Annotated in this window: 21 protein-coding genes and 1 riboswitch; of the genes, 6 read left to right on the top strand and 15 right to left on the bottom strand. The window is 38.5% G+C overall.

Translation table 11 applies throughout. The features are described from left to right. Positions 1-125: 125 nt before the first annotated feature. A complete protein-coding gene (locus tag ACIQZG_RS13700; RefSeq protein ID WP_402755855.1) occupies positions 126-1526 on the top strand; it encodes a polysaccharide deacetylase family protein in 1401 nt (466 codons plus the stop codon). A gap of 326 nt (positions 1527-1852) precedes the next feature. Here the strand turns inward: ACIQZG_RS13700 and ACIQZG_RS13695 are convergent, their stop codons facing one another. From ACIQZG_RS13695 to ACIQZG_RS13680, 4 genes are all read right to left on the bottom strand, one after another. Next, complete coding sequence (locus tag ACIQZG_RS13695) at positions 1853-3952, bottom strand: beta-propeller domain-containing protein (protein WP_402755853.1); 2100 nt, start codon at positions 3950-3952, stop codon at positions 1853-1855. 279 nt (positions 3953-4231) lie between these two features. Then, on the bottom strand, positions 4232-5425 hold the full coding sequence (locus ACIQZG_RS13690; protein ID WP_402755852.1) for an acyl-CoA dehydrogenase family protein: 1194 nt from the start codon (positions 5423-5425) through the stop codon (positions 4232-4234). A 9-nt stretch (positions 5426-5434) separates the two neighbouring features. Next, positions 5435-6607, bottom strand: coding sequence for a saccharopine dehydrogenase family protein (locus tag ACIQZG_RS13685; RefSeq protein ID WP_402755850.1), 1173 nt, complete (start codon positions 6605-6607; stop codon positions 5435-5437). 26 nt (positions 6608-6633) lie between these two features. Continuing rightward, positions 6634-8115, bottom strand: a complete 1482-nt coding sequence (locus ACIQZG_RS13680) for an aldehyde dehydrogenase family protein (protein ID WP_402755848.1) — start codon at positions 8113-8115, stop codon at positions 6634-6636. 158 nt (positions 8116-8273) lie between these two features. Here ACIQZG_RS13680 and ACIQZG_RS13675 point away from each other — a divergent pair, with 158 nt between their 5' ends. Further along, complete coding sequence (locus ACIQZG_RS13675) at positions 8274-9074, top strand: TIGR00266 family protein (protein ID WP_402755846.1); 801 nt, start codon at positions 8274-8276, stop codon at positions 9072-9074. Positions 9075-9134: 60 nt separating this feature from the next. On the opposite strand, the gene ACIQZG_RS13670 is transcribed toward ACIQZG_RS13675, so the two are convergent. The 4 genes from ACIQZG_RS13670 to ACIQZG_RS13655 form a co-directional block, all read right to left on the bottom strand. Beyond that, positions 9135-10097, bottom strand: coding sequence for a 2-hydroxyacid dehydrogenase (locus tag ACIQZG_RS13670; protein ID WP_402755844.1), 963 nt, complete (start codon positions 10095-10097; stop codon positions 9135-9137). Positions 10098-10198: 101 nt separating this feature from the next. Continuing rightward, positions 10199-11491: a protoglobin domain-containing protein gene (locus tag ACIQZG_RS13665; protein WP_402755842.1), complete on the bottom strand. Its 1293-nt coding sequence runs from the start codon at positions 11489-11491 to the stop codon at positions 10199-10201. Between the two features lie 323 nt (positions 11492-11814). After that, positions 11815-12648 (bottom strand): undecaprenyl-diphosphate phosphatase, encoded by an 834-nt coding sequence (locus ACIQZG_RS13660; RefSeq protein WP_402755841.1) that lies wholly within the window; start codon positions 12646-12648, stop codon positions 11815-11817. Positions 12649-12731: 83 nt separating this feature from the next. Then, complete coding sequence (locus tag ACIQZG_RS13655; protein ID WP_402755839.1) at positions 12732-13808, bottom strand: metallophosphoesterase; 1077 nt, start codon at positions 13806-13808, stop codon at positions 12732-12734. A 156-nt stretch (positions 13809-13964) separates the two neighbouring features. Here ACIQZG_RS13655 and ACIQZG_RS13650 point away from each other — a divergent pair, with 156 nt between their 5' ends. Further along, entirely contained in the window at positions 13965-15113 is a 1149-nt protein-coding gene (locus ACIQZG_RS13650; RefSeq protein WP_402755837.1) for an acyl-CoA dehydrogenase family protein, read from the top strand. Positions 15114-15165: 52 nt separating this feature from the next. Here ACIQZG_RS13650 and ACIQZG_RS13645 read toward each other — a convergent pair whose 3' ends face one another. The 4 genes from ACIQZG_RS13645 to ACIQZG_RS13630 form a co-directional block, all read right to left on the bottom strand. Further along, complete coding sequence (locus ACIQZG_RS13645) at positions 15166-17457, bottom strand: sensor histidine kinase (protein ID WP_402755835.1); 2292 nt, start codon at positions 17455-17457, stop codon at positions 15166-15168. 19 nt (positions 17458-17476) lie between these two features. After that, positions 17477-17632, bottom strand: a complete 156-nt coding sequence (locus ACIQZG_RS13640) for a hypothetical protein (protein ID WP_402755833.1) — start codon at positions 17630-17632, stop codon at positions 17477-17479. Further along, the gene (locus ACIQZG_RS13635) at positions 17610-18302 is read right to left on the bottom strand and encodes a response regulator transcription factor (RefSeq protein ID WP_402755831.1); all 693 of its coding nucleotides are present in this window, start codon (positions 18300-18302) and stop codon (positions 17610-17612) included. The genes ACIQZG_RS13640 and ACIQZG_RS13635 overlap by 23 nt, the downstream gene beginning before the upstream one ends. A gap of 130 nt (positions 18303-18432) precedes the next feature. After that, the gene (locus ACIQZG_RS13630) at positions 18433-19290 is read right to left on the bottom strand and encodes a DMT family transporter (RefSeq protein ID WP_402755950.1); all 858 of its coding nucleotides are present in this window, start codon (positions 19288-19290) and stop codon (positions 18433-18435) included. Positions 19291-19451: 161 nt separating this feature from the next. Here ACIQZG_RS13630 and ACIQZG_RS13625 point away from each other — a divergent pair, with 161 nt between their 5' ends. After that, a complete protein-coding gene (locus ACIQZG_RS13625) occupies positions 19452-19682 on the top strand; it encodes a DNA-binding protein (RefSeq protein WP_402755829.1) in 231 nt (76 codons plus the stop codon). Positions 19683-19732: 50 nt separating this feature from the next. Here the strand turns inward: ACIQZG_RS13625 and ACIQZG_RS13620 are convergent, their stop codons facing one another. The 3 genes from ACIQZG_RS13620 to ACIQZG_RS13610 form a co-directional block, all read right to left on the bottom strand. Then, positions 19733-20719 (bottom strand): homoserine dehydrogenase, encoded by a 987-nt coding sequence (locus ACIQZG_RS13620; RefSeq protein ID WP_402755828.1) that lies wholly within the window; start codon positions 20717-20719, stop codon positions 19733-19735. A 395-nt stretch (positions 20720-21114) separates the two neighbouring features. Next, positions 21115-21501 (bottom strand): hypothetical protein, encoded by a 387-nt coding sequence (locus ACIQZG_RS13615; protein WP_402755826.1) that lies wholly within the window; start codon positions 21499-21501, stop codon positions 21115-21117. 371 nt (positions 21502-21872) lie between these two features. Further along, positions 21873-23171, bottom strand: coding sequence for an O-acetylhomoserine aminocarboxypropyltransferase/cysteine synthase family protein (locus ACIQZG_RS13610; RefSeq protein WP_402755824.1), 1299 nt, complete (start codon positions 23169-23171; stop codon positions 21873-21875). Between the two features lie 120 nt (positions 23172-23291). Next, positions 23292-23407, bottom strand: a riboswitch (SAM riboswitch). Positions 23408-23564: 157 nt separating this feature from the next. Between ACIQZG_RS13610 and ACIQZG_RS13605 the strand changes: the two genes are divergently transcribed. Continuing rightward, positions 23565-24197 carry a glycerol-3-phosphate acyltransferase gene (locus tag ACIQZG_RS13605; RefSeq protein WP_402755823.1) on the top strand — a complete coding sequence of 211 codons (633 nt, stop codon included), beginning with the start codon at positions 23565-23567 and terminating at the stop codon, positions 24195-24197. Between the two features lie 196 nt (positions 24198-24393). Then, positions 24394-25875 carry a DASS family sodium-coupled anion symporter gene (locus ACIQZG_RS13600; RefSeq protein WP_402755822.1) on the top strand — a complete coding sequence of 494 codons (1482 nt, stop codon included), beginning with the start codon at positions 24394-24396 and terminating at the stop codon, positions 25873-25875. Positions 25876-25994 lie beyond the last annotated feature (119 nt).

Genomic DNA, 25994 nt, shown 5'->3' with positions numbered 1-25994 from the left:
TCATATATTTGGCACGAATGTCTTGGCATTCAAAAAAGTACCAAAAAAATGTATAACTTTTTGAACGTCTATCACGTCTAATTTTATAGAATAATATTTTTCCATAGAGGGGGAGCGCATTCACCATGACGCAGCAAAGAAAAAAACGACGCGGCCCAATAATTGATTTATTATTAATAGGCCTCATCATCGCTTTAACATCCATTATCTTAGTCATTATCCTATCAAATGACGACTTTAAATTCCAAAAAACAAGTGCCAATGATAGCAATCTTTCCACTGAAAGTTCTGCTTTCCCTGGCATACGTATTGTCACTGATGTATCTAACGATAAACGTACACCTTTTGCGATTAATTACCCGCAAACAGAAAGCAAGTCTTTTAATGAAGAAGTGACTCAGTACGTCCAATCTTCAAAAGAACATTATTTAAAATCGATGAAAGAACACAAAAATAATAAAGATAACTCTGGTGAACTCAATATAAGCTTTGAAACTTATCCTTATAATGAGGATTACTATTCATTTATATTAACTAAATCGTTGTATTTAGGTGGCGCCAATCACGAAGTTACCACGAAAACGTATTTCTTCAATAACAAAACCGGTACTATTATCGATATGAAAACATTGCTACAAAATGATGAAAATAATTTAGCAACATTAGCGGCACATGTGCGTTCTGAATTGCAACAAAATCCAAAGTTGAAAGACCAACTGTTTGAAGAAGAGCTTATTGCGGCAACAGAGCCGATATGGGCAAACTTTGATCGTTTTGCTATTTTTGAAGATTCACTAGTCATATATTTTGATGAATATGAAATTGCCACTGGTGCCGTTGGTGCACCGTTAGTAAAACTTTCACTTTCTCTAATCAATCCTTTACTTGCATCGGAATTCCAAATTGCTATGGAAGAAATGAAACCGCCTGTTACAAACGGGCAAGATAACTCGAATGATCCAAACATAAAACGTATAGCGTTAACATTTGATGATGGACCTCACCCTAAGGTCACAGAACAAATTTTAAATCTACTAGATAAATATCAAGCAAAGGCAACATTCTTTATGCTAGGTAGTCGCGTTCAATACTATCCTGATATCGCAAAAGATGTGCTTGCTAGGGGACATGAAGTTGGAAACCATTCTTGGAACCACCCAGTATTAACTAAACTTTCTATAGAACAAGTATCCAAAGAATATACGTCAACTGCTGGTGCAATCACACAAGCAATTGGTCAAGGACCAACTGTCTTTAGACCTCCTTATGGCGCAACAAACGAAACTGTCAACGGGCAAATTCCAGTACCTGTTGTCTTATGGTCAATTGATACAATGGACTGGAAGCATCGTAATGCGCAACAATTACTACCTTATGTACAAAATAATCTGCACAATAATGCAATCGTCTTAATGCATGATATTCACCAATCAACAGCAGATGGTCTTGAAGCCGTCCTTACTTATTTGCAAGAGCAAGGCTACGAATTTGTCACTGTTTCTGAAATCATGAAATATCGTAAGTAATGTACAACCATTTTTTGAACATCACCAAAATGTGTACTTGATTTAGAATAACCTCAACTATAGGTAAGCATATGGAACGGAAGGCGACGACTCCTAGGGGATTAGCGAGCAACTTGAGACACTCCAGGAGCACAGCCAAACCGTGTTGTGCGACGAAAGCGCAGCGGCAGGAACCTACGAATCTGATCAAGGTTCGCCGCCTAGAAAGCGTCCACCAGTAGTGGTGTCTACTGTCCAGTACATATATTATGTGTAGAGCCATTTTCTAAAACTTAATCGCCCATAAAAATAGCGCATGTCTCTGAAATTGAGACATGCGCTATTTTTTATTTGATTGTTAACGTATCAAGTGGTGTGAAATCGCTTAATTGATAGCTCTTCACTTCATTTCTTGCAATTGTATATAATGCATCATTCACATAAACTACCCGCTGCACAAGATTTTCCCAATCCTCGTACTGATCATTTTTTCCTTTGCTAACTAAATTCCCTTTTAAAATAATACCATTTTCAGCAGTGATTTCGTAAATTTGTGCACCTTGACCATGATACACAACATCATCACCTTTACCTGCCCCATACAACACAACTGGGAAGCCATAATAGTTATATGAACTATTACGGAAGAGTGCCTTCGGATTGTATTGCACTTCAGAATGAGAACCTTTACCTCCAATCTTTACGCTTGATTGCTCTTTCGGATTTTTAAAATCCGATACATCAAATAAGGACATTTTCATATTCGTCGTTACGGTAATATTGCGCCTTGAGTAACCCTCATAACGCTGCTCCGTATCATAGCCAATACCGATTAAATGCGTCTCATCTAGTGGATGCAAATAGTTACTAAAGCCAGGGATTTTCAGCTCTCCTAAGACAGTTGGCTTTGTCGGATCTGCTACGTCTATAACAAAGAGAGGATCGACTTCCTTAAATGTTACTACGTATGCCTTATCCCCCATAAAGCGTGCTGAGTAGACTTTTTCTCCTGGTGCTAGATCTGTCACCGCCCCAACCTGCTGTAAATTCTTATCTAAAATAAACAGGTGATTGCGAGATAATGCTTTTTCATCCCTTGTATTCCCTTCAGTCGTGACGATACGGAAATGCCCGTTATGTTCATCCATTGAATATTGATTTAAAACAGCGCCTTTTACTTCTGTAGTACCCATAAAGTTCATCGTCGTACCCTTTACTCCCCACTTAAATACTTGTGTGTCGACTGCCCTCGGTACCCACATAGCATCCATCGTGCGCTTATTGGCATTTATCGATGCACTTGGTTGATACACTGGAGTTGTTAAATATAGCGCCCCTTCAGACATATATAGCCCACTGCTACCACCTAAGTATCCTTTCGTATTTGCAGACGTTTTTGCCCCGTCCTTCAAATCAACAGCTGTAATTAAACTGTACGTACTATCTAACGTATTCGGTAAGATTGAAATCTTACTGAGAGGTAAACTTTCATAAGTATTACTTACCTTACTATCATACGTTTTCGGTTGTAAATCGACATTCTTACCCTCTCGAAGCATCCAATAATTCGGATGCATATTGCCGATTAAATACAGCGTGTCATTTGTTACACGAATATCCTGTAAAGAACCTTCCTGTGCCACTTTCCTTACATATCTAGGATCACTTGGATTTGTAATATCATAGAAGTATGCAATCGTCATACTTGTGCCTTCTTTTTGTAAATACTCATTCCCAATGGCAATCAAAAGATCATCATATAAAGCTAGTTTCGAAATAGATCGGTTTTCAGTTAGCTTCAAGGATGTTGCTAACTTTAAGTTTTCTGGATCAGTCGCATCAATTACGTCAATACCTGAATCCTTCGCTGTGTAGATGGTACCGTTTTTAACGACGACAACATCGCCTTCCTCAACACCCTCTACCTGATTATTCGTTGTTGATTCTCCTCCAGCGCTATTTTTTAAATTTACAGCGCTATCCTCTAAGGCAAAAGTTTCTATAACACTTCGAGATTCCGAAACCTCTTGTGCTAAAATTGCTTCAAAATATTGCTGAAGCTCCTTCTTCGATGTAACTGCCTCAAGCTTCTCAATAACTGTAAAGTCCAGCGAATGTGCTTTAGTGTTCAATCCACTTTGTACAAATGCTAGCTTTTTTACATGTAATTTATAGCTTCCAGCTTTTAAATCACTAACAATTAGTGATTTTTTATCCGAACCCAATGTTATCGTTGCAGAGACCTTATTTCCCTCACTGTTTGTCACATAAACATCATCACTTGTTGCACTATTTGCCTTTAATTCTTTTGAGAAAAGAGCCTGCCAACTTTGTGTAACAAAAACTGTATTCGTTGCTTTCGCTTCTGATTTAGGCGCTATGAAAAACAATAGAGCAGGCAACAATGCAAGTACAGCAATTAACCCAATACTCATCCACTTCTTCATCGATTCTCACTCCTTCAAATTCTCATTTATTCATTAGACTAGAGTAAAGGATAAAAGTTACATTTTTCTGAAAATTATTTTACATACAAAAAACGAGGGGATTTTCTCCCCTCGTAGAATGTCGTTAAAAGGTATCGAGAATGGACTTCCCAATGCATTTTCATTATTCTTCATTTTAATCAACCATACTCTTCCCATACGTCGGTAAAGGCACGCGTTAGTGAGGGAAGCAGCCCCCATAGCCAAAATCAACGGTCTTATTTTATTGTAAAAGATAAATCATTCTTCAAATGGCCATTTTGGTAACATTTTTTCTAACAGCTTATCATTGCGTTTTCCAAGCACATAATCGGCCTGCATAATCGTATGAATTTCTCGTGTCCCCTCGTAAATGACAGGAGCTTTTGAATTTCGCAAATAACGTGCTAATGGATACTCATCTGAATAGCCATATGCACCGTGAATTTGCAGTGCATCATCCGCAGCCTTATTGGCAAAATCACAAGCTTGCCATTTTGCTAAAGAAGTTTCCCTCGTATTACGCACACCTTTATTTTTCATCTCACCCACACGGTAAACAAGCAAGCGACTCATTTGATAACCCGCTTCCATTTTCGCGATCATTTGCCCAACCAATTGATGCTCCCCAATTGGTTTACCAAACGTTTCACGCTCTTGGCAATACTTCACGCTTGCTTCCATACATGCCTGAATCAAGCCTACCGCACCAGCCGCCACTGTAAAGCGACCGTTGTCTAGCGCGGACATAGCAATTTTAAAGCCTTCTCCCTCTTCACCTAAACGATTTCCTATGGGGACACGGACATCTTCGAAAAATAATTCACCAGTATTCCCAGCGCGAATACCGTATTTCCCTTTAATCGCCTTTGATGTAAAACCAGGCATTGAACGCTCTACAATAAACGCACTAATACCATGATGCTTTTTCGCTTTATCTGTATAGGCGAAGACGATGAAATTATCAGCAATATCACATAAAGAAATCCATGTTTTTTGCCCGTTTAGCACATAATATTCACCATCACGTACAGCTATAGTCGACATAGCCGCAACATCAGAACCCGCGCCTGGCTCTGTTAAACCAAACGCTCCAATTTGCGCGCCCTTCGCCTGTGGCACTAAATATTGCACTTTTTGTGTCTCTGTCCCCCACTGCATTAAAGTCATGCTATTTAAACCCGTATGCACCGATACAGCTGTGCGAAAAGCTGTATCTCCTCGTTCTAATTCTTCACATACAATAGCAAGGGCATTGTAATCCATACCACTACCACCATATTTCTCTGGCACACAAACACCCATTAATCCTAGTTCAGCGAGTTGTGACCAAAGCGCAGCATTAAAGCCTCCCTCCGCATCCCACTTTGCAATATGAGGCACTATTTCATCATCCACAAACTGGCGTACTATTTTTCGTAGCATCTCTTGCTCAGTTGTAAATTCAAAATTCATCACGCCACCTCACCATTTCACAATCATCGCTGATTTATGCGAAGTTTCTTTAATCACAACACCGCGTTTCGCCATTTCTTCGATATATGCATCCCCTGGTACAATTGTTTCAGGCGCGAATACACCACGATTGTTAATAACATTATTGCCAATCATTTGCGCAACGACCGAGATCGTATTTGCTGTTGCACGAGCCATTGCTGTTTCATTAATCGTCATATCTTTACGTACGACCATTTCATACTCATATGTGACTTGCTGTTGTGATTTTTCGCCTGCTACAATGACACGCAGCAACACTGCATCTTGTTTATTGCCAAGCTCTAGCTTCTTTTTCAACGCTTCACGAACAACTGCACGCACAGGTATTTCTCTATTATCCACTTCCACTAGATTGCTATTATCTAGGAATCCAAGGTCTGCTAATAATTTAAATTTCTCTGCATGCCCTTTATAACGAATCGTTTTATATTCAAGCGCTCGCACATTCGGGAAAGTTTTATATAAAGTCGAAATGCCACCTGACGTATAGAAAGCCTCTAGTACTCCAAAATCCTCAAAGTAAATCGGTTCTACGCCTGATAACGATTCCACTTCTTCTAACTTGCCTTTTTGAATCGTTTTTGAAGGCTCTGTATAATGGTCAAACACACCATCTAGTGAAAATACACGTGTATAATGTAGCGGTGGAACTGGTTCAGTAGGTATACCACCTACGTATAGTTTAATAGATTCTACCTCATCTAATTTTGTCGCCCCATACCCCGCCAAGATATTGACCATCCCTGGAGCCACCCCTAAGTCTGGAATGATCGTGACACCTTTTGCTTTTGCCTCTTCATGTAGTTCCAAAATTGTTTCTGTTATTCCACCGATATGGCCACCTAAATCCACTGAATGTACACCAACCTCAATAGCAGTTCTTGCTACGCGTTCATTGAATGAATAGAATAGTGCGTTAACCACAACATCACCTTTACTAATAACAGCCTTCAACGATTCATCAAGTTCTGCATTCAGTTCTATAACTTCAACCTTATCGGTATTTAGCGTTTCTACAAAGGCTTGCGCCGTTTTTACATCTAGATCCCCTAAAAATACTTTCTCCACTTTGTTACTTTTCACTAAATCACGTGCAACCTCTTTCCCCATCAAACCTGCACCTAATACAACAACTTTCATCATGAACATCCCCTTCCATGGATCCGTTATTCTGTATCGATTTGTGCCCTCTGTAATTTACCACTAAAATCTACATAAATACTCTTCCACTCTGTATATACATCTAGCGCTGCAACCCCTGAATCACGGTGACCATTCCCCGTCCCCTTCGTCCCACCAAATGGCAAGTGAATTTCAGCCCCTGTTGTACCAGCATTTACATAGACTATACCTGTATCTAAATCACGTTGAGCCCGGAAAATCGTATTAACGTCTTGCGAAAAAATTGAACTCGATAAACCAAACTTTACCCCATTATTTACTTCTATCGCTTCATCTAGGCTCTCAACTTCAATAAGCGACACGACTGGTCCAAAAATTTCTTCCTGCGCAATAATCATATTTGGCTTCACGTTTGTAAATATCGTCGGCTCATAGAAAAATCCTTTATCATAAGGGGCATCACTTAAAATGCTTCCCCCGGAAAGTAATACTGCTCCTTCTTGCTTCCCAATTTGTACGTAATGGTTTATTTTCTCTAATGCCGCTTTACTAATGACCGGTCCGATTTTGACCCCTTCATCTAGGCCATTACCAATTGTTAAATCCTTCATTGCTTCAAGAAGACGATTTTCTAACTCTTCTTTCACATCTTTATGCACAATAACGCGACTACATGCCGTACATCGTTGACCAGCTGTACCGAATGCGCTCCATAAAATCCCCTCTGTAGCGAGGTTTAAGTCGGCATCACCCATCACAATCACCGCATTTTTCCCGCCCATCTCAAGTGAAATTTTCTTAAGATGCTTACCACCTAATTCCGCCACTTTACTACCGGTTACTGTGGATCCTGTAAACGAGATGACTTTCACATCTGGATGTTCGATTAAAGCAGTCCCAACTGTTGGACCAGTGCCAAAAACGATATTAGCAACACCAGCTGGCAAATTTACCTCTTCAAAAATTTTCCCCATTTCATATGCCATCATCGGTGTTTCATTAGACGGCTTCCAAATAAACGTATTCCCAGCTACAATTGCAGGGAAGGACTTCCACGTTGCAATAGCTACTGGGAAATTCCAAGGTGTTATTAAACCTACAACGCCTATTGGTGCACGCACACTCATCGCAAATTTATTGGCAAGTTCTGAAGGTGTTGTTTCCCCAAACAATCTACGTCCCTCACCTGCCATATAATAAGCCATATCAATGCCTTCTTGCACTTCGCCTCTAGCTTCTTCAATTACCTTGCCCATTTCTTTCGTCAATACTGTCGCTAAATACTCTTTCTTTTCTTTCATCTTTTGACCAATTGCATATAAATAATCTGCGCGTTTTGGCGCCGGAACTAGTGCCCATTTCTTTTGTGCTTTTTTCGCTGCAGTAACAGCCTTATCTACGTCATGTCCTGACGATAATGGAATTGTTGCTAATTGCTCTCCATTTGCAGGGTTTGTCACTGCTATTTTTTGTGAATTTGTATGCTCTACCCATTCACCGTTGATATAATTTTTAATATCCACCATAACCACCCCCGTAAATAAATAATACACATTCTAGTTTTTTATATTCGACATTCGCTATGTTTTTACCTTTTTTTCTAAAACAATTAAATATATGGGAAACTATTGTGATGTATAATCGTATACAGTAACAATAAAAAATATTTTGGAGGAATGACAAGATGAATAACCACGAAATTGACTACAAATTATTCGGCGATGACATGCAATACGTACAAGTTGAGCTTGATCCACAGGAAACTGTTGTGGCTGAAGCCGGCGCATTAATGATGATGGATGATAAAATTCAGATGGAAACAATCTTCGGCGATGGCTCTAAAGGTAGTTCACAAAGTGGACTTATGGGGAAATTAATTGGTGCCGGGAAACGTGTTATTACTGGAGAAAGTTTATTTATGACGACATTTACAAACGTAGGCACAGGAAAACGTCATGTATACTTTGCATCACCTTACCCAGGGAAAATCATTCCGATGGATTTAAGTCAATATAAAGGTAAAATCATTTGTCAAAAAGATGCCTTTTTAGCTGCAGCAAAAGGGGTTTCTGTTGGGGTTGAATTTCAACGTAAAATTGGTGTAGGTTTCTTTGGTGGTGAAGGCTTCATCATGCAAAAACTAGAAGGTGATGGGGTTGCTTTTGTGCATGCCGGCGGTACAATTCATCGAAAAACGTTACAACACGGCGAAGTACTACGCGTCGATACAGGTTGCTTAGTAGCGATGACATCGGATGTAGATTACAACATCGAAACTGTAGGTGGCGTAAAAACAGCATTGTTCGGTGGCGAGGGTATTTTCTTGGCAACACTTCGCGGACCAGGTACAGTGTGGATTCAATCATTACCATTTAGCCGTTTAGCGAGTCGTGTCTTTGCAGCTGCACCTATTTCACAAGGTGGTGGCGGTAGATCTACTGGTGAAGGCGGTATCGGTGGATTATTCGATATGTTTAATAAATAAGTTAGGCATTGTGTCTAAAAAGAGCTACCTCAAATTCCATTGAGATAGCTCTTTTTTCTATTAGTCTATACGATTAGATACGGCTTTTCCTTGCCCATATGCGGCAAGTGCATTGTAATTTAACGTCAGCATGGCTGTTCTTGCTTGTATTGATGCACTCCCGATATGTGGAAGTGCTACTACGTTAGGTAATGTTAGTAATGGATGATTCATTGGAATTGGCTCATATTCAAAAACGTCTAACCCCGCAGCCCATAGCTTCCCACTCTTCATCGTTTCATAAAGCGCTGCCTCATCAATTATGCCACCGCGAGAGGCATTAATTAATACTGCATCATCTTTCATCATTGCAAGCTCTTTGGCTCCAATAAGACCAACTGTGTCTTTATTATAGGGTGTCATAATAACGACAAAATCCGATTGAAGTAATAACTCTTCTAGTGAAGCATACCTAAATCCGTACATTTCCTCAGCTTCATGTCGACGTCTGCGATTATGGTAAAGGACTTTCATATCAAAACCCTTAGCCCGTCTTGCAACTGCTTGCCCAATCCTACCCATACCAATAATACCTATGGTTGTGCACGACACATCCTTGCCTACCAACTGCATTGGATACCAGCTTTTCCACTTACCTTCACGTAAGTAGCGCTCGCTTTCAGGAATTCTTCTGGCAGTTGCTAGTAGTAAACCAAATACTAAATCAGCCGTTGAATTGGTTAATACACCAGGTGTATTCGTTGCCTTAACACCATATTTACGAAGTGCCGGTATGTCTATATTGTTAAAGCCCACTGCTAAATTCGTCACAAGCTTTAAGTTTGGAGCATGTGAAAGCAATTCCTCATCGACAAGATCCTCAAGCGTCACCCATAATACTTCACATTCTGCGACCGCTTCTAACAATTTTTCGCGTGGTATTACCATCTCTTCTTCTGGCCACTGTTTTATATCATAAAATTCTTCTAACGGTTCCACAATATGCGCTGGAAATTTGCGTGTAATGAATAATTTCTTTTTCATATACGTACACCCCTTTAGTCAGTTCCCCTTAGTATCTTAAGCGTATCATTAACAAAAAAGCTATGCACCTACTTTTTAGTACATAGCCATTTATTATTATGTTAAAAACTTTTTATCGTTGTATCTAATCGGGTTGCAGCCTGTTCTAATTCACCCGACGACTCGCCAATTAACTCTACAATATACGCAAGTTCAGCTATTTTGTCCCCTACGTTTTGGAAGCTTACAATTGACGTATCAACCGATCCAGAAATTTCATCAAATGCCCTTAAAGATTCTGCATTTTGAGTAATTCCACTTTTCACAAGTTCTTGAATATCTTGAATAGCATGTATAACTTGTGTCGTAATACCATTAGACTTTCCAATCAAATCGGCAATTTGCTCTACCGAATCTTTCGTTTGATTGGCCAATCTACGGACCTCATCAGCGACAACTGCAAACCCCTTACCATGCTCTCCCGCACGAGCAGCTTCAATCGCTGAGTTGAGTGCAAGCATATTCGTTTGTTCTGCAATACTTTTTACCATGACAACAACAGCATTAATTTGAGAAGAAGATGAATCCAATAACTGCACCATTTCAGCCATCTCAATTGTTTTCTCATTAATTTTTCCTGTTTGCTCATTCAAATTAATCATTTTCGTATAGCCGTCACTTGAAACCTGTTGCATTACCTCCGCTTCGGTAATACTTTCTGATAAGTAACTATTTACTTGTTTTGCACTAGCGATCAGCTCTGTTACAGCCTTATTCGTGTCTTGTGATTGTACTTCCAGTTGTGTGGAAATACTACCTATCACTTCTTTGACATGAGTTTTCACTGCCCCACTTTGCTGCTCCATTAATTGCGCCGAGTAATTGGCATACTCTTCCAAAACAATTTGTTGCTCAAAATTGCATATTTTACTTATAGCATCGCAAATTTCTTCCTCTTCATCAGAAGACAGTTGTAAATCATATACAATTCTACGTAAGGATTTCTCAAGGTTTTGGAATGCTGCTAAATACCATTTGGGATACAGATTAATTTTCACGTGCATCTTGGCTACACGTCGTCGCTTCTCCATAAATTCCTCATCAATTCGACCTTCAAACATCTCTATGATGTGATGACGTAATGTTTGACGTAAACGCTCACTTGAACTATGCTTTTGAATCACTTCTCGTAAAGTAGGTACATTCTCTACGGCTTTATAAAACCCTTGAACAACGTCCACAACACTTTGTTCTACATAAGGCTTCAAGCTTTTGATCAACTGTAAATCACGTTCCGTTAAATTTACAAGCTCTAACTGCTGTAATCGCTCAAAATCTTGAATAACGATGCCCGTGTTTGCTACTTCATTAATAACAATTGTATTTTTTTTAGGTTTACTTCTAAACTGAAACATTTCTCCACCTCATACAGTGTATTATTACTAATTAAATACATTTTCTAATTTGAAACAAAGGGAAATTTACCAAGTAAGCCTTTATGAATATAATTATAAAGTTCCAATATTTTTGTGACAATAGTTTGAATAAAAATAGCTAATTTAAAATGGCTAAATATAGAGAAAACATAAAATAAAAGGTCTTAAGAACTACATAATAACTTCAATATGAACATTTAATATATCACAATAATTCCATAGTGACTTACAATCTGCTATTTCATAAATCTTTTCCACTAAAAAATCACGTATTCTATTTAAGAATACGTGACTTTTATTAATTAAAGAAAAATAATGAAAGCTAATACTGCCGCAAGTACTAAACGATAAATTGCAAATGGCATTAATTTCACTTTTGAAATAAGCGCTAAAAAGAACTTAATTGATAGTAATGCAAACACAAATGAACTAATGAAGCCTACAACATAGAAACCTAAGTAATCCATTGATAGCGTGTCCCAATTCTTCAGTACAGAGACAAGACTTGCACCTGCCATAATCGGTACTGCCATAATGAATGTGAAATCAGCTGCAACGCGGTGACTAATACCAAACAATACCCCACCCGAAATTGTTGCTCCCGAACGTGAGAAACCTGGCCATAATGATAAACACTGCACTAAGCCTACTTTAAATGCTAAGCCGTATGAAATATCATCTAAAGAGTCAACTTTCGGCTTTTTCGGGGCCAATTTATCGGCAGCAATCATTAGAATTGCACCTGCAACTAATGCATAAATGACATGTTCTACTTTAAACAAATGATCGTCAATGAAATCTTTGAAAGCAAAACCGATTACAGTTGCTGGCAACATCCCAACAATGACATGCGCTAAATTGAAGCGTCCCTTCATCGATTTAGACTGTCCACCAATGTTATATAAACCTACTAAGCTTAATATTCGCTTCCACATGACAACGACTACAGCTAATATTGAACCCAATTGCACAACAATTTTAAACGTATTCGCAGGATATTTCCCTAAGAATTCTTCTGTTTTTAGCCACATATCATCGACAATAATCATATGCCCTGTTGACGATACTGGTGCAAACTCTGTCATTCCTTCTACAAAGCCCAAAATGAGCGCCTTTAATAATTCTATAATTTCCACTTTGTCACCTTACCTTTTTTGTATCAAACACAATTTACATTATATATAAGTTGAATAAAAGAATCTTCATTTTTCGATACTTTTCATCGAAAAGTAATATCCACTACCCACAGTTCAGAACGACTACCAATACGAATTGGTGGTCCCCAAAAGCCAAAGCCTGATGAAACAAGTGTATGCATTTGCTCCTTTAACTTATAACCATGATCGAGCTCAAAAACACGTGCAGTAATATGCTGATTTGGCCACATTTGCCCTTTATGTGTATGCCCTGACATATGAAAATTCACACCTTCTTGCGCTGGCGTTACTAAATCATTTGGCGTATGATTCATCACAAACCACGGCAAATGATTATCTACTCTTAATGCCTTTAATTTCTGCCGTTCTTTATTCGTTGTATCCTCTTGCCCAGTTATTAAGAACGCTTTATCAACTTGAATAGTTTCATCTCGTAAAATTTTTACGCCGGCTTTATCCATTTCCTCAACGAATTTAGGAATCTTCTTGCCGTAATATTCATGATTTCCGAGGACCCCATATACACCATACGTTGAGGTAAGCTGTTTCATCACCTCTGCCATGCCATCCTCCACAAACCACTTAGGATCATCATCAACAAGATCTCCCACTAAAAAGACAACATCCGGCTTCGCTTCATTTGATACATTAACAAAACGTTGTAGATGTCTTTTATTCGATAAAACACCTAGATGAAAATCTGACGCAACAACTACACGCATTGACGTCAATTCACTATCTTTTTTATCCATCGTTACTGTTAAATTACGCACAACGGGTGAATAGGCTAAGTACGATCCAACGATAAATAATAGAACCAACACAGCAACCACAATGCACCCAATCAACTGAACATTTTTAAATGGCGTCACCCACATGACAAATTGCGCCATTAAACAAAGGAGCAACCCATATTCAAATATAAACATCCAGTAATTACCGATTACCGAAAAAATTCTTAGTGACTCATGTAAACGTCCAATCACAATACTAAACGACACAACATACAGGATTGTCCAAAAAATGATTGTATTGTAATACCAATCCATTGCTACAAGCCAACGCCTCGCATTCCATCCCAAATAAAATGTTAAGCCGCTATATATTACAACTACAAGCGCTCCTATAATTTTTGCCATCTAATAGACTCCTATTTCCATATATTAATTGTTAATTATATCATTTTCATATGCAATCGTATTTCAAAAGCCCCTTATAATTTATCTTAATTTTCTGTAAAGTTATACATATATACGAGAAAGCATAGATAAAAACAGAAAGGAGTTTTTTTCGGTATGACTAAATATAATTTTGAATCCATTGAGCACGAGTTATTTCGTAAATCTTTACGTAAATTTTTAGCAGAGGAAGCCGAAGTGCATTATGAACAATGGGAAAAAGACCGTCTCATTCCACTTGTATTTTGGCGTAAGCTTGGGGAAATGGGTTATTTATGTCCCCAAGTGGAAGAACAATATGGTGGGCTCGATTTAGATTTTAGCTTTGGTGTCATTATTCAAGAAGAATTAGAGCGCATCGGCTCAAGTCTCATCGGTGTTGGTCTGCATAATGATATTGTTGTGCCTTACATAGAGGCCTTCGGTACAATTGCACAAAAATCGCGTTGGTTACCTAAATGTGTAACAGGTGAATTCATTACAGCAATCGCAATGACTGAACCAGGAACAGAATCAGATTTAGCAAACATCCAAACGACTGCCATTCGTGACGGCGATCATTATATCGTGAATGGACAAAAAACCTTTATTACAAATGGTATTCATACTAATTTAGTCGTTGTAGCTGTGAAAACAAATCCAAACGCAGAGAAAAAGCATCGAGGTGTCAGCCTTCTGGTGATCGAAGGAGATACGCCTGGCTTTACGAAGGGGCGTAAACTGGAAAAGGTCGGTATGCATGCACAAGATACAGCTGAATTATACTTTGATGACTGTCGTGTACCCGTTGGAAATTTACTCGGTGAAGAAGGGAAAGGCTTCAGCTATATGATGGAGAAATTACAACAAGAGCGCTTAATAGTTGCTATTGCGGCACAAACCGCTGCTGAAGATATGCTTTCTCTAACAATCGACTACGTGAAATCACGCCAAGCTTTTGGCAAACATATTAGTGACTTCCAGAATACACAATTCATGATTGCTGAAATGGCAACCAAAATTGAACTAGGCAAATCTTTTTTAAATTCATTAATCGAAGACCATATTGCTGGTAAAGATGTCGTTACAAAAGTTTCGATGGCAAAATATTGGATTACAGAAAATGCACGAGAGCTCTCAGCACAGTGTATGCAACTTCACGGAGGCTATGGCTATATGGAAGAATATAAAATTGCTAGACGATTCCGAGATATCCCCGTTATGTCCATTTATGCAGGTACCAACGAAGTGATGAAAATGATTATTGCAAAAAACATTGGTTTATAGCTATTTATAGATAAAAAACAGCGGCAGATACTTTCTACCGCTGTTTCTCAATTTATACTGTTGGAATTGTGACGATGACTTTAAATAAATCACCATCAACTTCAATACTCATTCGTGCACCATGCAAATCTACGATAGATTGTGCAATAGCTAAACCTAATCCAGAGCCCTCTGTATGACGAGAAGCATCTGCTCGTTTGAAACGTTCAAATAATTCATCTGCATTTTCACTTATTTCATACTTTGCAACATTTTTCACAGTAAATTCCGCTTCACCATTTGCATGGCGTTTTAACGTTACATAGACACGTGTACCTTCAAGTGCGTATTTCAAGACATTGACAATTAGATTATCAATAAGTCTCCACCATTTTTGCCCATCTACATAAGCATAAATAGATTCAGGTGGCATCGTCATACGCAAGTCTAAGCGTTGTTTTGCTAAATCTTCCTCGTGCTCACCCACAGCCTGCTGTACAAGTTGTGTTAAGTCAACACGACTTCTATGAAGCTCGATATTCCCACTCGCCATTTTTGACACTTCAAACAAGTCTTCAATCAGTACCTTCAGTCGATCTGATTTTTTATCGAGAATGTGAATGTACTGTTTTCGTTCTTCTTCTGTTAAATCCGGCTTTTTCAATAGATCCGTATACGTAATAATCGATGTTAACGGTGTGCGTAAATCATGACTTACATTCGTAATAAGCTCTGTTTTCAAACGCTCACTTTTCGCTTGTTCATGCATTGACGTGCGAACACCTTCGCGTAAATGATTTAAATTCTCTGCATGCTTAGCTAGTGGTGATTTCCCCTTCACCTTTACATCACGATTTAAACGTCCCTCTGCCATATCTTCCGTATCCTTCATAATGCGGTTTAGGTAGCCCATGCGTGATAGGAAGACAACAAATGCTGGTACACCCACAATCCCACAAACTCCAAATACTAGTACAGGGAATCCTCCATTTACCATTGAGGCAACAAAACTTCCCCCACCGAAGAATGCAGCAGCTACTACAACAATCGAGTGTAGTGCGATTGAACGATTTAAAAATAGATCTGCGATCGAATCACCTAGATGCCATAAATAACTTTCTCGTAGATTCCTCCCTAGTTCATCAAGTGTATTTATACGTCTGTATAACCAAATAGCTTGAATAAAGAAGGCTATCCCCAATATACTCATAACTACCATCGATGTCAGGAATTGAGCTATAAACTCTACATAATTACTATGGTATTGATATTCAATCGGTTCAAAAAGTAAATAAAATGATAGCCAGTACACAATACCTGTTAAGAAAACGCTCGTTACTTGCCAATCAAACCGTAATTTTTTTAGCTTTGCTTCAAAATCTCCCCATATAGAAATTGTGATAATTGATTTACGCCAACGCCACGCTATAAATGCAGCAACGAGGCTAGTGAGCCAAATGAAAGAATATACATATTGATTGCGTTTAAATTTATTGTAGTCTTCCTCATTTCCCATTGATAGAAATGAAGATTTCGTTATTGCAATTGTACCTGTATACGTATATTCCTGCGCAATCGTTGGATTCTCTTCGTATGGACTAGTCGCTACTTCTTCTGTTTTTATCGAGTCAGTAAACATTCCTCGGTCCTCATCCACATACGTGTGTTCATCCGTAAATTCACGATCGGTGTTAATATACACATAAGCTTGGTGTGAAATCCCATTTAAACCTTCACTAATATTCCATGTACGCAATGGCTTTTGCGCCGTATATTCCACTTTATAAGCGAGATCCTCACTTACATCTCCTGAAACATATTTTTTACCATTTTCAGTATTTACTAACTCATACGAAAAGTAGTTAAAGCTTTTCTTAAAATTTTTCGCTTCTCGTCGCGCTGCTGCTATATATTCATCAATAACAGCTTCTTTTTCTTTCATGACTTTCGTTTTTACATACTCATCATCTTCGAAATTTTTCGTAATGTCTTTAATTTTGTCATCTCGTTCTGCCTCAAGTTTGGCCTTTAACTCATCTGCTTTATTTGCAATTGCTTCTTGAATTTGCGCCTCGTATTGCTGTCTAATATTTTCAACTTGGTTACCGAAAGAGCCATAACGATTGCGATGTTCCTCTATTTCTTCTTGTGACACCGTCAATTTCTTTTTCAGCTCATCCGCTTTTGGAACATTCAATACATAAGGCCCTAATTCCTCTTCAAATTGCTCCAAATTAAATCCGAAATCGTCAGTATCAAAATATGATTTCCCAATATATTTATAGCCAATATTTGCAAATAAAAACACGCCAAAGATAAACCAAATTAAACAAATGAGTGCAAGGAGTGATTTCCATTTCTTCATTAGCATTTACTCCCTTCTTCTAAAAAATTTTCTCAAGTAATTTCAGCATTTCTGGTGAGCGTGCATTTACCACTTGGTACGCATACACACCAAAATAAATTAGCCCGATTACACCTGCTACAAAACCAGCTACGGTTATATACTGTTCGATTTTATTTCTCCATTTTATAGCCAACGCCCCACACCACCTTTAAATAGCGTGGATTTTTCGGATCCGCTTCGATTTTTTCACGTATTTTACGAATATGGACAGCCACAATATTTTCCGCATTGTACGCTTCCTCATTCCACACACGCTCGTAAATTTCCCGAATCGAAAAGACACGCCCTGCATTTTTCATTAGTAATTCTGTAATTTTGTATTCAATAGGTGTTAATCGAACAGGCTCACCCTCAAGAATCACTTCTTTGGCATCTTCATCTAGCACAAGACCGTCAATTTCCACCTTTGCAGCTCCGTCATTATATGTCCCAAGTTGTACATAACGACGAAGTTGCGATTTCACGCGCGCCAAAAGCTCTAATGGATGGAATGGCTTTGTAACATAATCATCTGCGCCTACAGATAACCCGTGAATTTTATCGCCGTCTTCTGCCTTTGCACTAAGCATAATAATTGGAATATTACGCTCTTCACGAATTTTAAACGTTGCTGTAATGCCATCCATATTCGGCATCATAATATCTAAAATAATTAAATGTACTTCATTATTAGCTAGCTTTTCGAGTGCCTCAGCACCATCCGCAGCCTTAATCACATTATAGCCTTCATTTTTTAAGTAAATTTCTATACCATCACGAATATCCTGATCATCATCTGTTACTAGAACTGTTAACTTCGTCATGATATACACCTCGCTCTCAAGTAATATTGTACCTTCCAATTCTTAATATCCAGTTATCATAAAAATGAAGAATTTCTTAAGAAAAAAAGAGGTCGCTACAAAAATCTTGAGCTCCCCCTTTTCTAGTATATCATTTTGTATTTTTGCTTCCGAGCGTCAATACCAAAATACCTCCGAGCAGCATCACTACACCGCCCCAAGAGGTTACACTTAAAAATTCCCCTACAAAAAAGACACCAAGTATTGCCGCTGTTAAAGGTTCTGCTAACGATAATGTAACTGCCGAAGATGAACTTATTTTTTGCAAACCACTTAAAAACAATAAATAGGCGACACTTGTACACATAACCCCCATGAAAAGCATGGCCCATAAATTATGTGACTGCGTTAGCCAGCTATAACCTTCACTAATGGAGAACGGGAATAACAATAATGCACATAGCGAAAATGTCATAGCGACTGCCGGTAATGCATCCTCACACATCATTAACTTTTTACTAACATTTGTGTAAAAAGCAAACGACACACCCGCACATAATGCCAGTATAATGCCACCTATATGTACTGATGCATCACCGGTATTCACAAATAGTAGTACACAACCAACGATTGCTAACGTAGTCGCACCTCCCCACACCTTCGTAGGGCGTACTTTCCACAACATCCACTCTAACACGCCTGAGAAAACTGGTGCGCTACCTATCGTCACTACTGTACCAATAGCAACACCCGTTAAACGGATCGATGAGAAAAACAACCCTTGGAATAACGCAATACTCGTTGCAGCCATTAATGTCCAACGCCATGACCACGTGCGTAAACGTATTTTACCTAGTGCTATTGCGACAACTAATAACAATCCTCCACCAATAGCTGAACGTACTGCAGCTACCGCTACTGGAGAAATACCATCATCTAAAAAAGTTTGTGTTGTACCAGTCATACCCCATAAGATAGCTGCCACCAACACAAAAAAATATGGGTACATACTCAAAAAACTGCACCTCAATCCTTACGATTATTAACTCTAACTATACCATTTCAATACATTCAGACAATTCTTTATTTCATAATATTTACTTTCAATAAGATAATAGGCGTTGTGGCATAAAAAAGTTATAATAAAAGCAGTAAAAAGGAGCGAACACTATGTATAAAACTTTAGAGGAAACCGCCATCGAGCTGGGGATGCCCGAGGATCAAGTGCTTCGCTATATCTATGAAGGACGGATTCGTTCTGTTTACGACGGCGAACAATTGCTTATAAACAGCAGTCAATTTAGCACTTATTTTGATCAGCTTGAGCGAATTAAAGAAGAAATCGAAATTTGGCGCAACACACCAATCCCTGAAGATATTGACGTCAAGGATGAAGACTAAGAATACGAAGCAAAAATTCCCGTGCAGCTAATTTGCCTGCACGGGAATTTTTAAATTGTTACGACAAAGCCTGCGCGTTTGCCGATAATTTCTGCGTAATCTTCGACCATAACACTTGCCGTTGGATACATACCTGCACCCGGACCAACTAGCGTTAATGTGCCAATATAATTTGTATTTAACGCTACTGCGTTGTTTACGTCATCAACTGGGTAAAGTGGATGTTCTTTATCAACTAATAGTGGGCCGACTTTTGCTACCACTTTACCATCTGCTAGCTTTTCAACCTCTGCAACATGGCGATAACGTAAGCCTTTTTCATTTGCTTCCTTCACTTGCTCCGCTGAAATACTGTCGATACCAATAACCTCAACGTCAGCCCAATCTGGTTGTTCACCAAATGCGAGTGCACTTAAAATCATTAATTTTTTGAAAGCATCTTGGCCAGATACGTCATTATACGGATCAGCCTCTGCATAGCCTAATTTTTGTGCTTCGGTTAACGCATCCGCAAATGACCAACCTTCCGCACGCATTTTCGTTAAAATATAGTTAGATGTACCATTTAAAATTCCTTGAATACGACTTACATCGTTTACAAGAAGAATATTTTTCATCGTTTTGATAACAGGAACGCCACCCGCTGTTGTTGCTTCATAACCTACAAAGACTCCATTTTTCTTTGCTAGCTCTTGCAGCTCAAGACCACGTTTAGCAAACATTACTTTGTTTGCAGTAATTACATGGCATTTATGCTCTACTGCACGTTTTAGGTAGCTGTACGCTGGTTCTTCATTGACAATCGCTTCAAATACGACTTGCATGCCTGGCTCTGCTAACACATCCTCCATGCTCGTTGTCATCAAGTGGGCTGTCCCCGGTACACGCTCACGACTAGCATCCGTTACCAAAATTTTTGCTACTTCTAGTTCAATGCCTAATTTATTCTTAAGTTCTTCTCGTTTTTCATTTAAAATATGGTAAATCCCTTGGCCTACTGTTCCAAAACCTAAGATTGCTGCCTTTATTGTTGCCATTACCGTCATTCCCTCCAACATACGCTTCGAAATTTGATCAATTCCGCCTCGGTGGAATTGCGTCCAGATTTTGAATTGTGCATCGCACAAATTCAAACAATTCAAAATTTAACTTAATGAAAATTGTAACGTAAAAAAATACATTACACAAGAAAAATCTCTCTAGAGAGGACATTTGTTTTCTCTAGATGTGCAATAGAAATCGGTTTCATTCCTTGTACTATACGTACTTTAGCACTTATATAATTTTGAATAAATATCGACGATTCATTTATTCATATAGAGTGCCCAATTATCTTTATTTCTTTCTATATAATTGTCTATTTATTTTTGGAGCAAAAAACTCGCTCTCCTATTTTAGAGAACGAGTAATAAATTCATTATATGAAAGTTTACTAGCTTGCTTTAGTTAATCGTACATAGTGATATTGAGCTAAAGCTGCTTGCACAATTTTTTCTTCAACTTGTGTAAAGTTTGGTACTGCATATGTGCGTTCTACTAATTGAAATGTACCGTATTTTAAATAGTATTCTGTTGCTGGTAATGAAATATGACTTCCACTATGTACCGCGTATGTTTCAAATACTTCCTTCACTGTATATGCTTCTTCTTTTGTATGCACAAATTCTTTAAAGGCTGTGTGTCCAAAAGCTTGTTGCCATCTCGTCTCAACTAACGAAAGTAAGTGCTGAATGGACATGTTATTTACAAATTCATTACTTTCATTTAATTCATAAATCAGATACGATGCAACGTTTTGTGCACTATAAACATTTCCCATTTCAAACACTCCTTCTTCTTCAGTTCTACAAGATCACGAGTAGTTACTGGCTATGCAACTACTCGCCTTTTTTTCTATATATTCAAAAGTGGGGGAGCACTTATGAAAACGTAATTTGTATTGTTATTCGTTTTGGTTGGTAACCTTCTAACGTTCAACTTAATCCCTAGTATACAACAAGGTTTTAAATAAATCAATAATACTTATAAAATTACTTGGTATTAATTTTAAAAAAATCTAGATTACTCATCAAATGGAATGAACTATTGATATAGCAACGTTTTACGCATTGCCGAATGAGGCATTTCGAATGAGAAAATACGTAAACGTTACAACTATCAATCTAGTTTATCTAAAAATCAAAGTACGAATTAAGCCTTTACTTGTTGAGCAGCAACAACTTGTGCAATAGCTTGTTCTAAATCTGCAATAATATCTTCAATTGCTTCTAAACCGATTGATAAGCGAATGAGCTCCTCCGATACACCAGTTTGAATTAGTTCTTCTGCCGAAAGCTGTTGGTGAGTTGTAGATGCTGGGTGAATAATTAAAGACTTCGCATCCCCTACGTTCGCCACGTGGGAGAATAATTTTACGCTGTCAATTAATAGACGACCTGCTTCTCGTCCACCTTTAATGCCAAATGTAAGCACAGAACCGAAGCCATTTTTCAAATATTTCTTCGCTAGATCATGGGTTGGGAAATCTTTCAAGCCATTGTAGTTTACGTATTCCACAGATGGGTGGTTGCGTAAATATTCAGCGACTGCTTGTGCATTTTCATTGTGTTTAGGGATACGCAAATGAAGCGTTTCTAAACCTTGTAATAAGTTGAATGCTGCATCAGCACTTAATGTTGGCCCGAAATCACGAAGTAATTGTACGCGCAATTTTGTGGCAAATGCAGCCGCCGCTGTATCAATTCCGTAACGTAGGCCGTGATATGATGCATCTGGTTCTGTAAACCTTGGGAAGCGACCTTTTGTCCAGTCAAATTTCCCCGCATCTACGACAACGCCACCTAATGTTGTTCCATGACCGCCAATCCATTTCGTTGCTGAGTGGACAACAATATCTGCACCAAATTCGATTGGAGTTGAGCCATAAGGAGAAGCGAATGTGCTATCGATAATTAATGGCAACCCATTTTCATGTGCAATATTCGCTACTGCCTCAACGTCTAATACTTTTAAGCTTGGATTTCCGTAACCTTCAGCGAATATCGCTTTTGTTTTTTCATTAATAGCTGAACGGAAGTTTTCTGGATTTGTTTCGTCTACGAATATTGTTTTAATACCGTAGTTTGGTAATGTGTTGGCTAGTAAATTATATGTGCCTCCGTATAAAGAGCTTGCTGCTACGATTTCATCACCAGTGCCTGCAAGGTTTAAGATTGAAAACGCGATAGCTGCTGCACCAGATGAAAGTGCTACTGCCGCTGTACCGCCTTCTAATAAAGCGACGCGCTTCTCGAAAACGTCTACAGTTGGGTTAGTGATACGTGTATATATATTGCCTGCTTCTTCTAAAGCGAAAAGACGTTGCGCATGAGCAGTGTCTTTAAATACGAATGCTGTTGAACGGTAAACCGGTACTGTACGAGAGCCAGTCACTGGGTCCGGCTCTTGGCCACCGTGTAGTAGTAGTGTTTCTGGTCTAAGATTTGTCATTGAATAATTCCTCCTAAATGGTTGTTTTTTTACGATGGTACCGGAGATGAGGAGGATTTTTGTGTAGAAAACAAAAACCCCCTTCAGTTAAGAAGAGGGTTGCGGTTGCAAGTTTTCCTCCCCTTATCTGCCAGATCCAATTAAAGAATCTGTAGGAATTAGCACCTTAGCAAGTTCGTCACTTGCTGGTTGCTGAAGCATCATCGGGCCTATCCCTCCGCCTCTCTTGATAAGAGTATGTGATTCAATTTCCATCGTTGTTACACAGTATAAACTTAGTATTTTTTTCTGTCAACACTAAAATTTTATATTTTCTGAACCTTCTGTCCTCTAAATCTCGTACTATAAATACATATACTACTAATAACTAAATATTTTTGAAAGGAGCTTTTTATGATTCAAGCTGTAATAATATGTATCCTTGTTGGTTACCTAATCGGCTGTATCCATGGCTCTAAAATAGCGCATCTTTTATCGGGCGTAGACTTAAAAAAAGCTGGGCATGGCAATGCTGGTGCCTCGAACGCTACGCTTACTCTTGGTTGGAAGTACGGCATTTTAGTAGCACTTATTGATATTGGTAAAGGGGTTGCAGCAATAATTGGAATACATCTATATTTCGCAGATTCATCATTATTTACAGGTGAACAAATTTGGCTACTAACCTATACGATTGCAGCTGGGGTTATTTTAGGACACAATTTCCCATACCATATGAGTTTTAACGGCGGTAAGGGAACTGCTTCAATTATCGGTATTTTACTAGCTGTCGATTGGAAAATTGGACTCTTCGCGCTTATTTTATTCGTCATATTATCCTTCGCTACAAACTATTTAATCGTAGGTGTACTTGAGTTTTATCTGGTCTTTTGTACAGCGACGTATCTATGGATTCCTGGTATTGGTCCTACCTTTATCGCAATTGGACTATTCATCATCGCGATTGTTCTGCACATTGAAAATATTAAGCGGCTCGTTCAAGGAACCGAACCAAAGGTAACGACTGCCTTTAAGAAAAATAAATAATATTCAAATAGATCTTTTGTCATTTCTGTGACCTTGAATTTTCTCGTAAAGACCCATGTTTTCTATGAATAGAGCATATCTTATATCCTTTCAAAATTAATAAAAAATTCACAAATTACTTTCTTAATAAAACATTTAACTAACCGAAGTTATAGGTAGTTATAACTATAATTGTGAATAGAAAGGATGAATCATTATGTCTAATCCCGATCAGGCAGTACCTAAAAGAAATTTAAAACCCTTATGGATTGGCTTAGCATTCACAGCACTTATTATTATTACTTTTTTACCAAACGATGGGGACTTACCTGTAGTTGGTCAACGAGCTTTAGCTATTTTAGCCTTCGCTATCATACTTTGGGTAACTGAAGCTGTATCCTATCCCGTCAGTTCTGCGATGATTATTGCAATTTCTGCCGTATCACTCGGTCTTGCGCCTTCCATGGAAGATCCTTCAGTTGAACTTGGCACAAAAGCAGCGTTAAAAATGGCACTCGGCGGTTTTAGTAACTCTGCTGTAGCACTAGTTGCAGCAGCTCTCTTTTTAGCAGCTGCTATGCAAGTCACAAATCTACATAAACGTTTGGCCTTATGGGTTTTATCGATGGTCGGTACAAAAACAAAAGCGATCGTTTTCGGTGCTATTTTAGTATCGATTGTATTAGCATTCTTTGTACCTAGCGCAACTGCTCGCGCAGGCGCAGTTGTCCCAATCCTACTGGGAATGGTTGCAGCTTTCGGTTTACCACGTGATAGTAAACTTGCTGCCCTACTCGTCATCACTTCTGTTCAGGCCGTTTCCATATGGAATATTGGTATTAAAACAGCCGCTGCACAAAATATGGTTGCATTGAACTTTATTCAAAAAGAATTCGGTATTGATATCTCATGGGGCGCATGGTTCATTTATGCAGCGCCTTTCTCAATCATTATGTCGATTGCATTATTCTTCATTATGATTACACTCATTAAGCCTGAAACGAATAATATTGAGGGTGGACGTAATGTCATTAAAAAACAATTAGCTGAACTCGGGCCACTAAAAGGACCAGAAATTCGGTTAATCGCTACATCTATTATTTTATTATTTTTCTGGGCTACAGAAGGGAAATTACATCCATTCGATACCACTACTGTAACAATTGTTGCCATCGCAATTTTATTAACACCAAAAGTTGGCGTATATACATGGAAAGATGTTGAAAAAGTTATTCCTTGGGGTACAATTATCGTCTTCGCAGTCGGCATTGCACTCGGTACGATTTTACTCGATACAAAAGGAGCACAATGGTTATCTGACGCTGTATTCGGTTCACTTGGTCTAGACTCTATGCCGATTCTAGCAACAATTGCTCTCGTATCTATTTTCAATATTTTAATCCATTTAGGCTTTGCGAGTGCAACAAGTCTTTCTTCTGCACTCATCCCAGTATTTATCGCCCTAGCTACAACCATTACGATGGATGTTGACCAAATTGGCTTCGTGTTAGTCCAACAATTTGTCATCAGCTTCGGCTTCTTATTACCAATTAGCGCACCTCAAAATATGCTTGCCTACGGTACAGGTGCATTCACTGGTAAGGATTTCTTAAAATCCGGTATTCCATTAACGATTATTGGCTATCTCCTCGTACTACTCTTCTCAGCAACATACTGGAAGTGGATTGGCTTATTATAAATAAAAAAAGCCTTGAAGGACGAATATGAACTGAACCCTATAAAGTAGACAGTTTAATAAAAGACCATTTGCTACATTAAACAGCGATTAAATGACTTCGGTATGCTGCCGGAGTCATT

The organism is Lysinibacillus sp. NPDC096418, assembly GCF_044762775.1.
Classification (GTDB): domain Bacteria; phylum Bacillota; class Bacilli; order Bacillales_A; family Planococcaceae; genus Lysinibacillus.
This window is presented reverse-complemented; position numbering and strand designations above follow the sequence as displayed.

Bases quoted from the DNA above. Each gene is read 5' to 3' on its own strand.
- ACIQZG_RS13630 (WP_402755950.1), bottom strand. From the start codon at position 19,290: ATGTACCCATATTTTTTTGTGTTGGTGGCAGCTATCTTATGGGGTATG.
- ACIQZG_RS13610 (WP_402755824.1), bottom strand. From the start codon at position 23,171: ATGACAAATCTTAGACCAGAAACACTACTACTACACGGTGGCCAAGAG.
- ACIQZG_RS13600 (WP_402755822.1), top strand. From the start codon at position 24,394: ATGTCTAATCCCGATCAGGCAGTACCTAAAAGAAATTTAAAACCCTTA.
- ACIQZG_RS13675 (WP_402755846.1), top strand. From the start codon at position 8,274: ATGAATAACCACGAAATTGACTACAAATTATTCGGCGATGACATGCAA.
- ACIQZG_RS13615 (WP_402755826.1), bottom strand. From the start codon at position 21,501: ATGGGAAATGTTTATAGTGCACAAAACGTTGCATCGTATCTGATTTAT.
- ACIQZG_RS13680 (WP_402755848.1), bottom strand. From the start codon at position 8,115: ATGGTGGATATTAAAAATTATATCAACGGTGAATGGGTAGAGCATACA.
- ACIQZG_RS13670 (WP_402755844.1), bottom strand. From the start codon at position 10,097: ATGAAAAAGAAATTATTCATTACACGCAAATTTCCAGCGCATATTGTG.
- ACIQZG_RS13635 (WP_402755831.1), bottom strand. From the start codon at position 18,302: ATGACGAAGTTAACAGTTCTAGTAACAGATGATGATCAGGATATTCGT.
- ACIQZG_RS13620 (WP_402755828.1), bottom strand. From the start codon at position 20,719: ATGGCAACAATAAAGGCAGCAATCTTAGGTTTTGGAACAGTAGGCCAA.
- ACIQZG_RS13650 (WP_402755837.1), top strand. From the start codon at position 13,965: ATGACTAAATATAATTTTGAATCCATTGAGCACGAGTTATTTCGTAAA.
- ACIQZG_RS13645 (WP_402755835.1), bottom strand. From the start codon at position 17,457: ATGAAGAAATGGAAATCACTCCTTGCACTCATTTGTTTAATTTGGTTT.
- ACIQZG_RS13665 (WP_402755842.1), bottom strand. From the start codon at position 11,491: ATGTTTCAGTTTAGAAGTAAACCTAAAAAAAATACAATTGTTATTAAT.
- ACIQZG_RS13625 (WP_402755829.1), top strand. From the start codon at position 19,452: ATGTATAAAACTTTAGAGGAAACCGCCATCGAGCTGGGGATGCCCGAG.
- ACIQZG_RS13605 (WP_402755823.1), top strand. From the start codon at position 23,565: ATGATTCAAGCTGTAATAATATGTATCCTTGTTGGTTACCTAATCGGC.
- ACIQZG_RS13695 (WP_402755853.1), bottom strand. From the start codon at position 3,952: ATGAAGAAGTGGATGAGTATTGGGTTAATTGCTGTACTTGCATTGTTG.
- ACIQZG_RS13685 (WP_402755850.1), bottom strand. From the start codon at position 6,607: ATGAAAGTTGTTGTATTAGGTGCAGGTTTGATGGGGAAAGAGGTTGCA.
- ACIQZG_RS13700 (WP_402755855.1), top strand. From the start codon at position 126: ATGACGCAGCAAAGAAAAAAACGACGCGGCCCAATAATTGATTTATTA.
- ACIQZG_RS13655 (WP_402755839.1), bottom strand. From the start codon at position 13,808: ATGGCAAAAATTATAGGAGCGCTTGTAGTTGTAATATATAGCGGCTTA.
- ACIQZG_RS13690 (WP_402755852.1), bottom strand. From the start codon at position 5,425: ATGAATTTTGAATTTACAACTGAGCAAGAGATGCTACGAAAAATAGTA.